Origin of the sequence: Geomobilimonas luticola (assembly GCF_018476905.1) — a bacterium.
Taxonomy (GTDB): Bacteria; Desulfobacterota; Desulfuromonadia; order Geobacterales; family Geobacteraceae; genus Geomobilimonas; species Geomobilimonas luticola.
Window position 1 is genome coordinate 1,104,588 of the sequence record NZ_JAHCVK010000001.1, and the last position, 16,679, is coordinate 1,121,266.

The window sequence follows — 16,679 nt, forward strand, 5'->3', positions numbered from 1 at the left end:
CCCTCAAAAGGAGAACCGCTGGGGAAAGACCATTCGAGTTATACAAGGGAAGGGGCTCCTGAATGTCCGAAACATTACCTTCGATCTTTCTCGGTCATGGCAATCCCATGAACGCCCTGTCACACAACAGCTACACCGACGCTTGGCGGCGCATAGGGGAACAGACGCCACGACCGACGGCCATTCTGTCGATTTCCGCTCACTGGTATGTGCCGGGAACCGCCGTTACCGTAAACGCGGCACCGCAGACCATTCACGATTTCGGCGGGTTCCCCCGGGAGCTGTATCAGGTGCAGTACCCCGCGCCCGGCGACCCGGCACTGGCCCAGAGGGTGCGGAACATGCTGGCGCCTTTGCAGGTCGCGCCCGACGATTCCTGGGGACTCGATCACGGGACATGGTCCGTGCTCTGCCACGTGTATCCCGACGCCGACATCCCGGTGGTGCAACTGAGCATCGACAAAACACGCCCTGCTCCCTTTCATTTCCAGGTGGGTCAAAAACTCGCGCCGCTGCGGGACGAAGGGGTCCTCATCGTGGGGAGCGGCAACCTGGTCCACAATCTCCACGCCTATGCGTGGGGAAGGCATATGCCCGATCCCTATGACTGGGCCGTCCGGTTCGAAGCAAACGCAAGGGAGCTGCTGCTCGCCGGTGACTACCAGCCGCTCATCGAGTATGAGACGCTCGGTCAGGATGGGATGCTGTCCATTCCGACCCCCGATCACTATCTGCCGCTGCTGTATGTCATCGGCACCAGACGGGAGAGCGATGCCGTCACGTTCCCCGTCGAAGGGGTCGATGGCGGCTCCATATCCATGCTTGCCGTGCAGGTGGGGTAGTATGACCTGCAGCGGCGGGCGAAAGACTGACCTGAGGACAAAAAAAGAGCATTATTGGGGAGTAAGGTTCGAGAAACAAGGAGGCCACATGTCTGACACGACTATCAGGGATCGGGCAGCCGGCGCCGTCATGGGCGCTTTCATCGGTGATGCCATGGGGCTCGGACCCCACTGGTACTACGATCTCGCCGAACTGCGACGGGACTACGGAGAGTGGATCAGTGACTATACCGATCCGCGGCCGGGGCGCTACCACGCCGGTCTCAAGGCGGGCCAGCTTTCCCAGGCAGGTTTTATCCTCAAACTGCTGCTGAGTTCGCTGGTTGAACGGGGCCGTTATGACGAAGCGGACTTCTGCCGCCGCATGGACACGGAGCTCCTGCCGCTCCTGGACGGCACCCCCATCTGCGGGCCGGGGGGCTATACCAGTCAGTCGATCCGCGAGCTGTGGCGACAGAGAGTGGAGCAGAAGCTCCCCTGGGGGGAGACCGGCGGCCATGCCGACACCACGGAGGCGATCGAGCGCACCCTGGTGCTGGCGGTGCGTTATGCGCTGCACCCCGCAAAGCTCGCCGGCGCCATCGCGGACAATACCATCCTGACACAGAACGATGACGTCATCGTCTCCATGACCGTTGCCTATGGCGCGGTGCTGGGGCTGCTCGTCCAGGGGAACCCCCTGGATGAGCACCTTTCGGGCCGGCTGATGAAGCTGGTGCAGAAAGGAGAGCTTCCCTTCCACGCCGTTACCAGCGAGAACCTCCAGCCACCCCGGCCGGGCGCCCCGGATCCGCCGCGGGCCGGAAAATTTGCCTCTCCCGATGCCCTGCTTACCCCTTCCTACATGGCTGCCGCCGCCGTGGACCTGGACATCCGCATCGAGCCGGCCTGGAAAGTTTCCCTCGTGTACGGCATGCCCTGCGCCATCTATCACCAGCTTCCGGCGGCCTACTACCTGGCGGCCCGTTTCCATGACGATTTCGAATCCGCCCTCCTCCATGCCGTCAACGGCGGCGGCCAGAACCAGGCGCGCGCCATGCTGGCCGGAGCACTGGTCGGCGCCCAGGTCGGGCTGTCACGGATTCCGCAACGCTTTCTGGACGGGCTGGCGGACTCCGTACCCCTCTGCCGGCTGGCGGTTGAGCTGGCCGCGCAGATGGAAAATCCGTAACAAGATCCCGGGGTAACCATGGGGGAGTACCGATGAAAACCGAGAGGATCACCTTTCCCAACGCCCAGGGGCTGCGGCTTGCGGCCCGCCTGGAACTTCCCGAAGACGGGCCGCCACTGGCCTACGCCCTGTTTGCCCACTGCTTCACCTGCTCCAAGGACCTGACTGCCGCGGTGCACATCACCCGTGCCCTGAGCAGCCGGGGGATCGCCGTGCTCCGTTTCGACTTCACCGGACTTGGCGAGAGCGAGGGAGAATTCGCCGCAACGACGTTCTCTTCCGAGGTAAGCGACCTGGTGGCGGCAGCCCGTTTCCTGGAGCAGGAATACCAGTCCCCGCGGCTGCTGATCGGCCATTCCCTCGGGGGGGCGGCTGTGCTGGCTGCGGCGGCGGAGATCCCCTCCATAACAGCCATCGCCACCATAGCTGCGCCCGCCAAGCCCGGCCATCTGCGGTTGCTGCTGGGAGAAGCGGCGAAGGGGATCGAGCAGAGCGGCCAGGCCACAGTCAACTTCGGTGGCGGCGATTTCATCATCCGCAAGAGCCTGCTGGACGACCTGGAGACCCACAACCCCCTCGCGGCGCTGCGCCGGCTCAAGGTCGCGCTCCTGGTGATGCACTCCCCCCGCGACCGGATCGTCGGGATCGATAATGCCACCGCCATCTACCAGGCCGCGTTCCACCCCAAGAGCTTCATCTCCCTCGACCCGGCGGACCATCTGCTTTCCGACGGGAGGGACTCCCGGTACGCCGGCGAGATGATCGCCGCCTGGGCCGGCCGCTATCTGGAACTCCCCGAGCCACTCGCACCTTCCCATCGATCTCCGGAGGAGGCCGGGACGGGGGTGACGGCGCGCACCGAAGCCGGGGGATTTCGAACCGACCTCTTCGTGAAGGGGTTCAATCTGGTGGCTGACGAGCCGTTGGAGGAGGGGGGAGGCAACCGGGGACCCTCTCCCTATGACTACCTGCTGGCCGCCCTTGGCGCCTGTACGGGAATGACGGTCCAGATGTATGCCCGCCGCAAGGGGTGGCCCCTGGAGGAGGCGGTCGTACGCCTCTCCCAGAACAAGATCCACGCCGAGGACTGCCGCGACTGCGACGAAAAGGACCGCCGCATAGACAGGTTCGAACGGGAACTGGAACTGCGCGGGGAACTGGACGAGACGCAACGGCAACGCCTGCTGGAGATAGCGGGGCACTGCCCGGTGCATCGCACCCTGACGGGTGAGGTACAGGTTGTGACCACCCTGCGGCCCGATTCCCCGATCTGAGACAGGGCACCGGAAACCCGGCCAGGAGATTGCCGCTACGGACTATTACGCTATGAACATCAGGAAAGGATACAACGCATGAATGCCACGCTGTCGTGCAATGAACTGATGCGGCACATGGGTGCCGGCGCAGTGGTGGTCGACGTGATGACGCCGGAGGAGTACGCGGCCGGCCACATACCCGGCGCCGGGAATGCCTGTATCTACGAGATGGTTTTTCTCGACCGCATCGCCGAACAGGTCCCCGCCCGGGATATCGACCTGGTCCTCTACGACGCCACCGGCACGACCAGATCGGCCGAACTGGCGCGGGAAAGGCTGCGTCAGGCCGGCTACACCCGTGTTTCCGTGCTTGCCGGCGGTCTTGCCGCGTGGCGCGGCGCAGGGCTCCCGGTGGAAGGGGACGGGGCCTTCGTTGCCGGACCGGAGCTGCGGGACGGCAGTTACCGGATCGACACGGAACAGAGCGCGTTGGAGTGGATCGGCCGCAACCTCGGCAAACGTCACCACGGCCGCATCGCCATTCAGGGGGGCGAGCTGGTCGTTACGGGAGGGAACCTGTCGTCAGGGAACATCGTGCTGGATATGACCGCCATTTCCTGTCTAGATCTGCAGGATCCGGTATGGCGTGACATGCTGATCCGCCACCTGAAGTCCGATGACTTTTTCGCGGTCGAAAGCTTTCCGACCGCCTCGTTCTCCCTGAACCGGTGGGAAAAACAGGGCGAGGTTTCTCCGGAAGCGCCTGAAGGGACCTTTACCGGGGACCTGACCATCAAGGACGTGACCCGGCCGGTCAGCTTCCCGGCCATAGTCGCTCCCCGGCAGGATGGCGGCATCCAGGCCCATGCGGCCTTCGACATCGACCGGACCCTCTGGAACGCCTGCTACGGGTCGTGCCGGCTGTTCGAACATCTCGGCATGCATCTGGTTCATGACATGATCACCCTGGAGTTGTTCGTCGTGACGCGCGACGTTAGAATGTGAAAGGAGCTTCCATGACCACGCGGCATATCAAGAAACTGTTCAAGAGTCGTCCCACCATCGAGGGGGCGGGTGTCCATCTCAAGCGGGCCTTCGGCTACTCCCAGGTCCCCCAGTTCGACCCGTTCCTCATGCTGGACGATTTCCACTCGTCCAATCCCGCCGATTACCTTCCCGGCTTCCCCTGGCACCCCCACCGGGGGATCGAGACCATCACCTATGTGCTGGAGGGGCTCGTGGAACACGGGGACAGCATGGGGAACAAGGGGGTGATCGGCGCCGGCGACGTGCAGTGGATGACCGCCGGCAGCGGCATCATCCACCAGGAGATGCCGAAAGAGAGCCCCACCGGCACCATGTGGGGGTTCCAGTTCTGGGCCAACCTCCCCGCCAGCCAGAAGATGATGGCGCCCCGCTACCGGGACGTGAAGGCGGCCGATATCCCCGAGGTCACGTTGGAGGGTGGCGTGGCGGTGAAGGTTATCGCCGGAACGGTCGGCGGGGTGCAGGGGCCGGTGAAGGACATTGTCATCGAGCCGGAGATGCTGGACATCAGCGTGCCGGCGGGAACCGTCTTTCGGCGCCCGCTCCCCGCGGGGCACACCGCCTTTGCCTACATCCTTGCGGGGGAGGGGTATTTCGACGAGTGCCGCGATGCCTACGCCCACGAGGCGGCCAGCGCCGGCTGGCTGGATACTGAGCGCCGTTGCATGTGCGGGCCGGAAACCGTGGCGCTGTTCGGCCACGAAGGGGAGGCCGTCCAGGTCACCACCGCCGACAGGCCGGTCCGCTTCATCCTGGTCGCCGGCAAGCCGCTGGGTGAGCCTGTCGCCTGGTACGGCCCCATCGTTATGAACACCAACGAAGAGCTGCGGGTTGCCTTCGAGGAGTACGAGAAGGGGACCTTCATCAAATAGGAATGGGCCGGAACGCCCGCGAAGAGCTGCGGAGGAGCGATGGGAGCAACGATCTGGAAAGGGTCCATTCACTTCGGGGACACGGATGTGCCCGTGAAGCTGCATGCCGCGGTCAAGGAAGAGCGTATCCAGTTTCATCTCCTTCACCGGCGTGACCAGGTGAAACTGCACCAGCAGATGATCTGTGCGTATGAAAAAATACCCGTGCCGACGGAGGCACAGGTCAAGGGGTTCGAAGTGGAGGAGGGGAAATATATCATCGTCGATGCGGCGGAACTGGAGCAAACCACTCCGGAAAGCAGCCGGATGATCGACGTCCACGAATTCGTCAGGACCGGGCAGATCGATCCCCTCTTCCTGGAGCGCGTCTACTACCTGGAGCCGGATGTGTATTCGGTTGGATATAACGAGCTTGCCGCGGCGTTACGGGAAATGGACGTGGAGGGCATCTGCACCTGGACCATGAGAAAACGGTCCTACCTCGGAGCGCTGCAGGCGCGGGGGAGGATTCTTCGCCTGACTACCCTGCGGCATGCCGATGAAGTGATTGCGGTGAAATCTCTCGGGCTGGAAGACATTCCCCTGTCCGAAAAGGAACTGAAAATTGGGAGCGATCTGATTGCCCAACTGACCGGTCCATTTCAGCCGCAGAAATTCGAGAACGAACATCAGAAAAAGCTGCAGGCGTTGATCGAGAAAAAGGCCCGGGGAGAAAAAATCGCGGTACTGCGCCCCACGCGCTTGAAACCGACCACGGCGGACGAGCTGCTCCAGGCCCTTGAAGCGAGCCTGAAGAAAGTCGCTTAAATACAGGCGCGAGGCGCTAGGCATCAGGCTCTGGGACTTGTCTGGAGCCCGGTGTCCAGCGCCTGCTCTTGGAGGAACGAAATGGCGGTACAGGGAATATGGAGCGGGACGATCAGTTTCAGCCTGGTGGCGATACCGGTTCAGCTAGTGAAAGCGGTCAATCCCGGCCGGGTCTCGTTTCGCCTGCTCCACGACAAGGACTACTCTCCCCTCGCGCGAAGGATGTTCTGTCCGAAACAGGAAGAGATGGTCCCCCCGGAGGAGATTGTCAGGGGGTACGAACTCGCCCCCGACCGATACCTACCCATAACCGACGAGGAACTGGAATCCGTGTCCCCCGAACGGAGCCGCACCATCGAGATCGTCGAGTTCATCGACCTGAACGAAGTGGACCCGGTCTATTACGATCACCCCTATTATCTCGTTCCCTTGAAGGGGGGCGAAAAACCTTACCGGCTGCTGGTCGAGATCATGCGCAGGACAAGCAGGGCCGGGCTCGCAAAATTCGTGCTTGCCGAGCGTGAGTATCTCGTGGCGGTCAAGAGCACGGAAGGAGCCCTCGCCCTGACCACCCTTCATTACCATGACGAAATACTTCCCGATGAAGAGATTTCTCCGAAAGAAGGCAAGGTCGAAGCCCTGGAAACGGGCCGCATGAAAAAAAGCATCACGACCATGATGGCGGACTTCAATCCGGGGAAATATGCGGACGAGCGCCGGGAAAAGGTCATGGCTATCCTGAAGAAAAAGGCCAAAAAGGGGGCCGTGGAAGCTCCTGCAGGAGAAAACGTGGAGGGAGAAGGTCCTCCCGATCTGATCGCCGCGCTGGAGGATATCATGCGCGACGTGAAGAAGAACCGGTGAGCCAGAAAGTCGTCGAGATTGCCGGGAGAAGGCTTTCCCTGTCCAACCTGGAAAAGGACCTCTATCCCTCCCATGGTTTCACGAAGGCCCATGTCCTGGAATACTACCGCCGGATTGCGCCGTGTATCCTGCCCCACCTGAAAGACCGGGCATTGACCCTGAAGCGCTATCCCGAAGGGGTGGAAAAGGATTTCTTTTTCGAGAAGCGCTGTCCTCCCCATCCGGCCTGGGTGGAAACGGCCGAAATCAGCCGGGATGACGGGGAGCGGATGACAGTCTGCCTGGTCAACAACCTGGAGACCCTGATGTGGGTGGAGAACCTTGCGTCCCTTGAACTCCATGTACCCCTGGCACGGGCCGGTTCCCCCGAAACGCCCGATTCCATGGTCTTCGACCTGGACCCCGGCGAGCAGGCTGACATCCTGGATTGTGCCCGGGTCGCGCTGATCCTCCGGGACCTGCTCTCCCGGTTGGGGCTTGCATGCTACGTAAAAACCTCGGGGCAGAAGGGACTCCATGTCTACGTCCCCTTGAACTGCGCGGATATATCCTTCGAGGATACCAAGACTTTTACCAAAACCATGGCAGTGGTCCTGCAGAAAAACTACCCGGACCTGGTGACCGAAAAAATGGCGAAAGAGCACCGGAAAGGGAAGGTGTTTATCAACTGGTCCCAGAACGATTCGTCAAAGACGATGGTCTGCGTCTATTCCCTGCGGGCCCGGGAGACACCGATGGTTTCGTTTCCCCTCGAATGGAGGGAATTGGAGCGCCTGGCCGGGGAGGGTGACCCGGAAAGGCTGCAGGTCAGCCATGGGGAAGCGTTGGGCAGGGCCGAAAAAGAGGGGGACCTGTTTCACGAGGTGTTGGTGAAAAAGCAGAGGCTTCCCCATCTATAACCGGCTTTGCCATCCTTGAACCGGACAAGCCGGAATATGAACAAATCTTGTTTTTCAGGCTTTTGCCAGGGCAAAGAGGCGGCTAGTACCGTGTAACAGCTAAAGCTAACCCCCCTCAATCCCCCCTTATCAGGGGGGAAGCCTTTAAGCCTCCCCTGACAAGGGGCGGTTTGGAGGCAGAGTTTCAGGCCATGGCGATAGTGGAGGCCATCGGCCCTTTAAGCCTCCCCTGATAAGGGGAGGTTTGGAGGGGTTAGCCGCGAATGAACAAGTGTTACAAGGTACTAGAAATTCTTGTGGTTACAGGGATGGATTTCCACGATGGGATTGAAGGATTACGCATCCAAGCGAAAATTCGAAAAAACCCCCGAGCCGAAACCGGCCGTCCTTCAGGGGGGGCACCGTCTCGTGTTCGTCGTGCATAAGCATGCGGCCCGGGCTCTTCATTACGATCTCAGACTGGAACTGGAAGGGGTGCTCAAGAGCTGGGCCGTACCGAAGGGCCCCTCACGGGATCCTTCCCAGAAAAGACTGGCCATCATGGTTGAAGACCATCCCCTCGAGTACAAGGACTTCGAAGGCGTCATTCCGGAGGGGAATTACGGCGCGGGGAGCGTCATCATCTGGGACCGGGGCTTTTACCGCCACCCTTCAGACGAAACCGGAAGCGAGAAGCGTCTTCTGGAGGGGTTGCGAAAAGGGGACATGAAGTTTGTTCTCGAAGGGGAAAAGCTCCAGGGAGAATTCGCCCTGGTCAGAACGGGAAAGGACGGGAAGTCGTGGCTGCTGTTGAAGAAACAAGATCGCCATGCGAACAAAGAGGAGGTTCTCAAGGAGAACCGTTCGGTCGAGTCCCATAAAACGTTGGAGGAGATGCTCGAAACCGGCGCGCAGAAATCGTTCCGGCAAAAAAAAACCGACCAGATCCGGCACCACGAAGCACTGGAAAGCGAAGCCCTGAAGGATGCACCGGTAACACCCATGCCCCACCGGATAAAACCGATGCTGGCGACCCTGGCCAGGGAGCCGTTCGACCATCCCGACTGGATATTTGAAGTGAAATGGGACGGATACCGGGCCGTGGCCGAGATCCGGGACGGAGACGTCGAGCTTTTTTCCCGAAACCTGATCTCGTTGAACCAGAAGTTCTTCCCCATCGTGGAGTCACTGCGCAAGTTCAGATTCGAGGCCGTTCTGGACGGCGAAATCGTTGTCGTGGACGACCGGGGCTATCCTGATTTCCAGCTGTTGCAGAATTACCAGAAATCCGGGAACGGCCACCTGCTCTACTACGTCTTCGATCTCCTGCACTTTCAGGGACACGACCTGACGAACCTCCCCCTGATCGAAAGAAAGGAACTCCTGAAAAACATTCTCCCGTCCACCCCGAATGTACGATTCAACGATCATCACGGAAAAGAGGGTATCCTGCTTTTCCATGTCGCCAGAGAGAAGGGACTCGAGGGAATAATCGCCAAGCATTCCCAAAGCGTGTACCAGCCGGGGAGAAGGAGCCGGCAGTGGCTGAAGATAAAGACGAAGCTCACCCAGGAGGGGGTGATTGCCGGGTTCACGGAACCGAGGGGGGGGAGAATGCATTTCGGCACCCTTGTCCTGGGGGTGTTCGACGGGGACGAGTTGGTCTACATCGGCCATGCGGGGGGGGGATTCGGGGAGAAAGATTTGCAGGATATCCGCGCACAACTGGACCTCCTGGCCCGGCAGGAATGCCCGTTCCGCGTGCAGCCGGAGACCAATGCGCCGGTTACCTGGGTAAAGCCGGAACTTGTCTGCGAGGTTGCCCTGACCGGCTGGACTGAGGACGCCGTCATGAGGCACCCGGTCTTCCTGCGGATGCGGGAGGATAAAGCCCCCCGCGACGTGACGCGCGACAGCGGCGGCCAAGGAGCGTAGGTATGGATATCCATGTGGGGACGAGCGGGTACGGGTACAAGGAGTGGAAAGGGATTTTCTACCCTGAGAAGATCTCGCCCAAGGAAATGCTCCATTTCTACGGGGAGCGCTTCGATGCGGTGGAGATCAACTACACGTTTTATCACATGCCGACGGTGGCGGGCCTCACCTCCTGGGCGGAACAGGTTCCCGACGATTTCACCTTCGCGCTCAAGGCGCCCCAGGTCATAACGCACTTCAAGCTGTTGAAAAATGTCGGCGAGGAGACCAGGTATTTTTTCAAGACGCTGTCGGTCCTGGAGAGGAAGGCGGGGCCGGCCCTGTTCCAGTTTCCCGGGAGTTTCCGCGCGAACCGTGCCGCGCTGGAGGAGTTTCTCCCCCTTATCCCCGGCACTATCCCCTGCGCGTTCGAGTTCCGGAGCAAGACCTGGCTCAAGGACGATATCCTGGACCTTCTCCGGGCGCGGAACTGCAGCCTGTGCATCGCGGATACCGACGAGAAGCCGGCAGCGGAGATCATCAGCACGGCGCCCTGGGGGTACCTGCGCCTGCGCCGCTCCGACTACACGGATGCCGACCTGTCCCGATGGCTGGAACGAATACGTGCACAGCAATGGGAGCGGGCTTTCGTCTTTTTCAAACACGAAGAAGAGGCCAGGGGACCCGAAATGGCGGCACGTTTCCGTGTCCTTGCCGATCACGGAGGGTAAAATCGGCAACATGAAGCATACTTGCATGAAGAGGTTCATCCAAAACCAAAACAAAGAGGAGGTCTCATCATGAAAAAGCGGATAACGGCAATGAGCTTGATGCTGACGGTAATGGCGAGCGGTTATGCCCTCGCCGTCGGGCCGGGGAAGACGCTTGAGTTCAAGGGAAGCCCGATGGGGACGGTGCTGTTCGACGGGGCAGCACACAAGAATGCCGGATTGGCCTGTTCCGACTGCCACAATCCGGAAGTTTTTCCCAAGATGAAGCAGGGGACCGTGAAAATGACCATGAACGAACTGTACGCCGGCAAGTACTGCGGCAGATGCCATGATGGCAAGAAAGCCTTCATGATCAAGGACAACTGTACGCGGTGCCACCATAAACCTGCGGGCACATAAAGGATTAATGAGGTGTAAGAAGGTCCGCCATCTTTTCCCTAAAAATCATATAAGTCGGGATGAGTCGTGTGAAACGTGATTTCGCACGGCTTTTTTTTGCTCAAACCCCTTTCCCTTCAGCGACCTCCTGTAGTACTATGCTCCCCCCGGTACAGGCCGGGACGACACACCCACAGGAGCGGCAATGAGCATCAGCGACGGCCAACTGGCGACCATCATCACCTTCATCATCGACGAGACCGGGCTCAAGCCCTTCCAGGTTCAGCAGACCGTGGCGCTGCTGCGCGAAGGGGCCACGGTCCCCTTTATCGCCCGCTACCGCAAGGAGCAGACCGGCGAACTGGACGAGGTGCAGATCCGCACCATCGAGGAACGCTACGGATACTTCAGCGAGCTGGAGGAGAGAAAGGGGACGATCCTCGCCACCATCGGGGAGCTGGGGAAGCTGACCCCGGAGCTGCGCGCCCGGATCGAGGCGACCCGCCTGAAGACTGAGCTGGAGGATCTGTATCTCCCCTACAGGCCCAAGCGCCGCACCAAGGCCACCATCGCCCGAGAGCGGGGGCTGGAACCCTTGGCCGACCTGATCGCCGCCCAGGAGCTTGCCAGCGGCTCGCCGGAGGAAGCAGCCGCCCCCTTCGTGGCCCCGGAGAAGGAGGTCCCCGACGCCCTGGCGGCTCTGGAGGGGGCCGGTCACATACTGGCCGAGCGGTTGTCGGACGATGCTGACGCCCGTGCCATGGTCCGGCGACTCACCTGGGAGCAGGGGGTGTTCTCCTCCCGGGTGGCCGGCGACAAGCGCGATCAGGTGACCAAGTTCGAGATGTACTACGATTACCAGGAGCCCCTGAAGAGCGTCCCTTCCCACCGGATGCTGGCCATGCGCCGGGGGGAGAAGGAGGAGGTGCTGTTCCTTTCCATCCAGGCGCCGGTGGAGGAGATCCTTGCCGGGCTGAAATGCCGCCTGGTGAAGAAGGAGAGCATCTTCAGACCGCTTTTGGAGGGGGTGGCCGAGGATGCCTACAAGCGGCTGATCTCCGTCTCCATCGAGGGGGAGCTGCGGCTCCAGGCCAGGGACCTGGCCGACGAAGCCGCCATCGGGATCTTCGCCCGGAACCTGCGCAACCTGCTCCTGGCGCCGCCGGCCGGAGGAAAGCGGGTGCTGGGGATCGACCCCGGCCTACGCACCGGCTCCAAGCTGGCGGCCGTGGACGCCACGGGGCGCTTCCTGGAGCATGCGACTATCTATCCCCATACCGGCGAGGCGCGCGTGCCCCTGGCGAAAAAGGAGTTTTTGCGGCTTCTGGACGCCCACGTCATCGAGATGGTCGCCATAGGCAACGGCACGGCCGGCCGGGAGATGGAGCTGTTCGCCCGGGATACCCTGGCCGGCGCGGGGAAGAACCTGCCGGTGGTGATGGTGAGCGAGGCCGGGGCCAGCGTCTATTCGGCCTCGGATATCGCCCGCGAGGAGTTCCCCGACCTGGACTTGACCGTGCGCGGGGCGATCTCCATCGCCCGCCGGCTGCAGGACCCGCTGGCCGAACTGGTCAATCTCGATCCCAAGAGCATCGGCGTCGGCCAGTACCAGCACGACGTCAACCAGGCCATGCTGAAGAAGGCGCTGGACGACGTCGTGGAGTCGTGCGTCAACTACGTGGGGGTCGATCTCAACACCGCCTCCTGGGCGCTTTTGTCCTACGTCTCCGGCCTGGGGCAGTCGCTTGGCAAGGCCATTGTCGCCCACCGCAACGAGCAGGGCACGTTCCCGACCCGGAAGTCGCTGCTCAAGGTGCCGCGCTTCGGGGCCAAGGCGTTCGAGCAGGCGGCCGGCTTTCTCCGCATTCGCGGCGGCACGCACCCGCTGGACAACAGCGCCGTGCACCCCGAACGCTATGCGGTGGTGGAAGCCATGGCCGCCGACCTGGGGGTGACCCTGGAACAGCTGGCCGGCGACCCGGCCCTTGCGGCCGGAATCGACCTCAAGCGCTACGTCACCGACCAGGTGGGACTGCCGACCCTGCGCGACATCGTCGAGGAGCTGAAGAAGCCGGGGCGCGACCCGCGTAAACAGTTCGAGACCGCTTCCTTCCGCGACGACATCCGCGAGATCGGCGACCTGAAGGAAGGGATGATCCTCCAGGGGGTGGTGACCAACGTGACCGCTTTCGGGGCCTTCGTGGACATCGGGGTGCACCAGGACGGCCTCGTGCATGTGAGCCATCTGGCCAACCGCTTCATCAAGGATCCCAACGATGCGGTGCGGGTGGGGGATGTGGTGAAGGTGAAGGTGCTTTCGGCCGACGTGCAGCGCAAGCGGATCGCCCTCTCCATCAAGGAGGCCGAACCGGGCGGGGCGGCGCAGAAGGAACGACCTCCGCGGCCGAAAGCGGCCGGGGAGCAGAAGGTGCCGGCGGCGGAATCAACGGGGGGATTGGACCTGGGCGCCCTGGAACGGGCGGGATTCAGGATGAAGCGGACGTAGTCCTAGGGTTTCCGGCAGACGAGAACTATCTTGTTCTGTGGCCGGAACGGGGAGGAATGGACGCGGACGACTGAGAAGCCGATGGTTTCCACGAGCTGCAGCAGCTGCCGAAGAGTGAACATCTGCTTGTGGCGGAAGGGGAGGGGGGAATAGAGGGATTCGAGAAAGAGGGGATTCGTGCCGCCACTGGCACGATACGACCACTCACCGATCCGGTAAAAAAGCGCATCCCGGCGGGGGGTGTCGAGAAACAGCCAGCCTCCCGGCTTGGTGACGTTATAGGCGTTGCGCAGGGTCTCAGCGGGAAAGTTGACATGCTCGAGCACATCCCAGAGGGTGACCAGATCGAAATAACCGGCGAACCCCTCCTGCCAGTGCCGGGCATCGATGGTCTCGCCATTCAGCTCGATGCCGAATTTCCGCTGGGCGAACTCCCGGAATACCCCTTGCGGTTCGATGCCATGGACTGAAGCACCCGCTTCGGCGAGGAGATGGGCGAACAGCCCGGCGCCGGCGCCGATGTCGAGGCAGTGCGTCCCCGACAGCGAAAGGTGGCGCTTGACGAGGAGCAGGTTTTGCCGGAGCTGATTCCCGTTTGCCGGGAGCTTTCCTTCGATATAGTCCCACGCCTTCTGGTCGAGGGCCGGGCTGGCATCGCCCGAAGTCCCGGACGGCATGGTGTCCAGGTGGTCGATGAAATGAAAGCCGCACGCGGCGCACGCATACACCGTCGTCTTCTTCAGTTTGTACGTCGGGCTGGCGGCATTTGTCGCGCACAGTTTGCAGCGGCTGAAATCGTACACCTGTTGTGTTCTCCCGGGACTACTCAAGAATTACTGGCGATGGACCCTTGACCCCTAAGACTGACTTTATCGTGCAGAGTCTGGCACAGGAGGTTTCCCCTGTCAATCGTCGGATTGTTCAGATGGTGAATGGAGGAGCCTTGACTTGACACACTGCCAGGGGTATTTTAAGGCGTATTAATGGTGTTTATTGTTCAAGTAACCTCTCTGTACTTTGGCAATGTGGAGGGCAATCTGTGAGTCCCACCGTATTCCGGGAAGGTGGTTTTCGTTTTTTCTTCTTTTCGCTCGAAGAGCAGCGGATGCATATTCATGTGCATGGCGAAAGCGGAGAGGCGAAATTCTGGATCGAACCCCGGATTGAACTGGCCCGAAATTACGGATTGTCGGAATACGACCTGGGCAGGGTCCGAAAGCTGATAGAGGAGCATGAGGATGACATTCGCAGCGCGTGGCGCCGGCACTTCGGTGGTTGAAGTCACGAACATCTCACAACACGGGTTCTGGCTCCTGATCGATGACCAGGAGGTCTTTCTCCCCTTCGAGACGTTTCCCTGGTTCAAGGATGCTCCGGTGGGGAAGATACTCCATGTCGAACTTCCTTCGGCGCACCATCTGTACTGGCCTGATCTGGATATCGACCTTGAGATCGAGAGCGTCTACCATCCGGAGCGTTATCCTCTTGCAAGTACGGTGCATGAAGCGAGGGAAGGGTATGCGGCTTCGGAACAAGTAGTGGATGGGGACCGGGACCTGATCGACGACTGCGTGCTTGCGCTCCTGCAACTGACCCTGCACCAGGGGGCACGGGCGTGGAAGGGTTTCGATTACGAAGTGATGGATCGGCTCTTCAAGAAGGGGTTCCTCCTCGACCCACGGAACAGGGCCAAATCCATTGTGCTTACTGAGGAAGGGCTGGCGCGGTCGGAAAGGTTGTTTGGAGAGTTGTTCGGGAAGAAGTAGGAGGCACTTCCTCGATTTAATCAATAAAGCTGCCTGTATCTTTTTCATGTATAGCCATCATTTTCCTGCCATGCACCATTGCCATCGAACATCCCGCTTTCCCGGTACTTTTCCGCGACCTTCCTGAAGTGGAACCCGTAGATGGCATAGGTTATGGCCAAAGGGAAGAGCCGCGGCTTCCTGAAGAGAGACCAGAAGAAGAGTTTCCAGAACTGGAATCTCTCCCTCCCCAATACCCCCAGAAACAGGATCGATTTGAAGAGCGCCCCCACATACCCCTGCTGGAGGTGGAATTTCCCCAGATGCAGCGGCCGGTACTCCCTGAGGAGACGTATCACCCGCTGGTAGTAGTTCCTGGGGGAGTAGATGGTTTCGAGAATGGTCCGGTAGCCGCCGATGAGCGCTTTGACCTCCATCCGGGGAACAAAGTTGAGCTCGCTGTCCATGTTGTTGCCGGAGCCGTCCCCCAGAAGTCTTCCCTCCCGCACCATGCGCTGGTGGAGCCTCGTCCCGCGGATGGCGGAAAGCAGGCCAACCATGGCGGTGACGATGCCGCTTTCCTGGATAAAACGGATCTGTCGGTCGAAGATCGAAGGGGGATCGCTGTCGAAACCGACGATAAACCCCCCATGCACCTGCAGGCCTGCCCGTTGGATACGCTTCACCGAGGCCAGCAGGTCCCGGTTCCTGTTCTGCACCTTGCCGCTCTCGGCGTGGCCCTCCTCGTAAGGGGTTTCGATGCCGATAAAGACCTCCTCGAACCCCGCCCTCACCATGAGTTCCATGAGTCGGGGGTCGTCGGCCAGGTCGATGGACGCCTCGGTGTAAAAGTAGAAGGGGCGTTCTTTCCGCTCCATCCAGTCGATGATGGTGGGGAGGACCTCCCGCTTCAGTTTTCCCTTGTCACCGATGAAGTTGTCGTCGACGAAAAAGATCGCCCCGCGCCATCCTCGGCGATGCAGGCTGTCCAGTTCGGCGATCAGCTGCTTCCGGCTCTTGCTCCTCGGTCTTCTCCCGAACAGGGCGGTGATGTCGCAGAACTCGCAATCAAAGGGGCATCCCCGGCAATACTGGATATTCATGGCGGCATAGTTCCGGACATCCACCAGGTCCCAGAGGGGTATGGGGGTGTCCGTCAGGTCCGCCCACCGGCCGTCGGCATAGAGATGCCGTGCCCCCCCTTTGCCCAGGTCCGCCAGGAAGGGAGGAAGGGTGAGTTCCGCTTCCCCCAGCACCAGGTGGTCCACGTCGGGGAAATCTTCATGGCAGGCGGTGAAAAGGGGACCACCGACAACGGTTTTCACCCCCAGCTGCCGGCACCGAGCGATCACCTCCTGCGCAGATTCCCGCTGGATGGTCATGGCGCTGATGAAGACGTAATCCGCCCATGCCAGGTCATCGTCGGAGAGAGCCTGGACGTTCATATCGACGAGTCTCTTTTCCCACTCAACCGGGAGCATGGCAGCCACCGTCAACAGCCCCAGGGGGGGGAAGCTCGCCTTTCTGCCGATGAATTTCAGGGCGTGCCGAAAGCTCCAGAAGGTGTCCGGATAGCGGGGGTACACGAGGAGAATCTTCATGTGACTGCTCCCTTGGGGGGATATGCAGGAAAGTGATTTTTAAAGTGTATAACTCTTTCTGCGACTG

The 16,679-nt window shown here is 60.9% G+C and carries 16 protein-coding genes; 14 read left to right on the top strand and 2 right to left on the bottom strand.

Going from position 1 to position 16,679, the window contains the following annotated elements; genetic code table 11:
- The first annotated feature begins 62 nt into the window (after positions 1 to 62).
- The 12 genes from ygiD (at position 63) to KI810_RS05190 (ending at position 13,266) form a co-directional block, all read left to right on the top strand.
- Positions 63 to 842, top strand: a complete 780-nt coding sequence (ygiD, locus tag KI810_RS05135) for a 4,5-DOPA-extradiol-dioxygenase (RefSeq protein ID WP_214174376.1) — start codon at positions 63 to 65, stop codon at positions 840 to 842.
- Between the two features lie 88 nt (positions 843 to 930).
- Entirely contained in the window at positions 931 to 2,013 is a 1,083-nt protein-coding gene (locus KI810_RS05140) for an ADP-ribosylglycohydrolase family protein (protein WP_214174377.1), read from the top strand.
- Between the two features lie 32 nt (positions 2,014 to 2,045).
- The gene (locus KI810_RS05145) at positions 2,046 to 3,287 is read left to right on the top strand and encodes a bifunctional alpha/beta hydrolase/OsmC family protein (RefSeq protein ID WP_214174378.1); all 1,242 of its coding nucleotides are present in this window, start codon (positions 2,046 to 2,048) and stop codon (positions 3,285 to 3,287) included.
- A 78-nt stretch (positions 3,288 to 3,365) separates the two neighbouring features.
- Positions 3,366 to 4,274: a YceI family protein gene (locus tag KI810_RS05150; protein WP_214174379.1), complete on the top strand. Its 909-nt coding sequence runs from the start codon at positions 3,366 to 3,368 to the stop codon at positions 4,272 to 4,274.
- A gap of 11 nt (positions 4,275 to 4,285) precedes the next feature.
- Entirely contained in the window at positions 4,286 to 5,188 is a 903-nt protein-coding gene (locus tag KI810_RS05155; RefSeq protein ID WP_214174380.1) for a pirin family protein, read from the top strand.
- 39 nt (positions 5,189 to 5,227) lie between these two features.
- On the top strand, positions 5,228 to 5,995 hold the full coding sequence (ku, locus tag KI810_RS05160; RefSeq protein WP_214174381.1) for a non-homologous end joining protein Ku: 768 nt from the start codon (positions 5,228 to 5,230) through the stop codon (positions 5,993 to 5,995).
- Positions 5,996 to 6,076: 81 nt separating this feature from the next.
- A complete protein-coding gene (ku, locus tag KI810_RS05165) occupies positions 6,077 to 6,859 on the top strand; it encodes a non-homologous end joining protein Ku (protein ID WP_214174382.1) in 783 nt (260 codons plus the stop codon).
- Positions 6,856 to 7,758: a non-homologous end-joining DNA ligase gene (gene ligD, locus KI810_RS05170; RefSeq protein WP_214174383.1), complete on the top strand. Its 903-nt coding sequence runs from the start codon at positions 6,856 to 6,858 to the stop codon at positions 7,756 to 7,758. Before ku (KI810_RS05165) ends, ligD (KI810_RS05170) begins: the two co-directional genes overlap by 4 nt.
- Positions 7,759 to 8,079: 321 nt before the next feature.
- Positions 8,080 to 9,672 (top strand): non-homologous end-joining DNA ligase, encoded by a 1,593-nt coding sequence (ligD, locus tag KI810_RS05175; RefSeq protein ID WP_214174384.1) that lies wholly within the window; start codon positions 8,080 to 8,082, stop codon positions 9,670 to 9,672.
- A gap of 2 nt (positions 9,673 to 9,674) precedes the next feature.
- Entirely contained in the window at positions 9,675 to 10,382 is a 708-nt protein-coding gene (locus KI810_RS05180) for a DUF72 domain-containing protein (protein WP_214174385.1), read from the top strand.
- A gap of 69 nt (positions 10,383 to 10,451) precedes the next feature.
- Positions 10,452 to 10,781: a c(7)-type cytochrome triheme domain-containing protein gene (locus tag KI810_RS05185; protein WP_214174386.1), complete on the top strand. Its 330-nt coding sequence runs from the start codon at positions 10,452 to 10,454 to the stop codon at positions 10,779 to 10,781.
- Between the two features lie 184 nt (positions 10,782 to 10,965).
- Positions 10,966 to 13,266 (top strand): Tex family protein, encoded by a 2,301-nt coding sequence (locus KI810_RS05190; protein WP_214174387.1) that lies wholly within the window; start codon positions 10,966 to 10,968, stop codon positions 13,264 to 13,266.
- A 2-nt stretch (positions 13,267 to 13,268) separates the two neighbouring features.
- Here KI810_RS05190 and KI810_RS05195 read toward each other — a convergent pair whose 3' ends face one another.
- Positions 13,269 to 14,069, bottom strand: coding sequence for a class I SAM-dependent methyltransferase (locus KI810_RS05195; RefSeq protein WP_214174388.1), 801 nt, complete (start codon positions 14,067 to 14,069; stop codon positions 13,269 to 13,271).
- 236 nt (positions 14,070 to 14,305) lie between these two features.
- Here KI810_RS05195 and KI810_RS05200 point away from each other — a divergent pair, with 236 nt between their 5' ends.
- Positions 14,306 to 14,545: a DUF4160 domain-containing protein gene (locus tag KI810_RS05200; protein ID WP_214174389.1), complete on the top strand. Its 240-nt coding sequence runs from the start codon at positions 14,306 to 14,308 to the stop codon at positions 14,543 to 14,545.
- On the top strand, positions 14,505 to 15,032 hold the full coding sequence (locus tag KI810_RS17665; protein ID WP_214174390.1) for a DUF6429 family protein: 528 nt from the start codon (positions 14,505 to 14,507) through the stop codon (positions 15,030 to 15,032). Before KI810_RS05200 ends, KI810_RS17665 begins: the two co-directional genes overlap by 41 nt.
- Before the next feature lie 44 nt (positions 15,033 to 15,076).
- On the opposite strand, the gene KI810_RS05210 is transcribed toward KI810_RS17665, so the two are convergent.
- Positions 15,077 to 16,612 (bottom strand): B12-binding domain-containing radical SAM protein, encoded by a 1,536-nt coding sequence (locus tag KI810_RS05210; protein WP_214174391.1) that lies wholly within the window; start codon positions 16,610 to 16,612, stop codon positions 15,077 to 15,079.
- Positions 16,613 to 16,679: the final 67 nt, after the last annotated feature.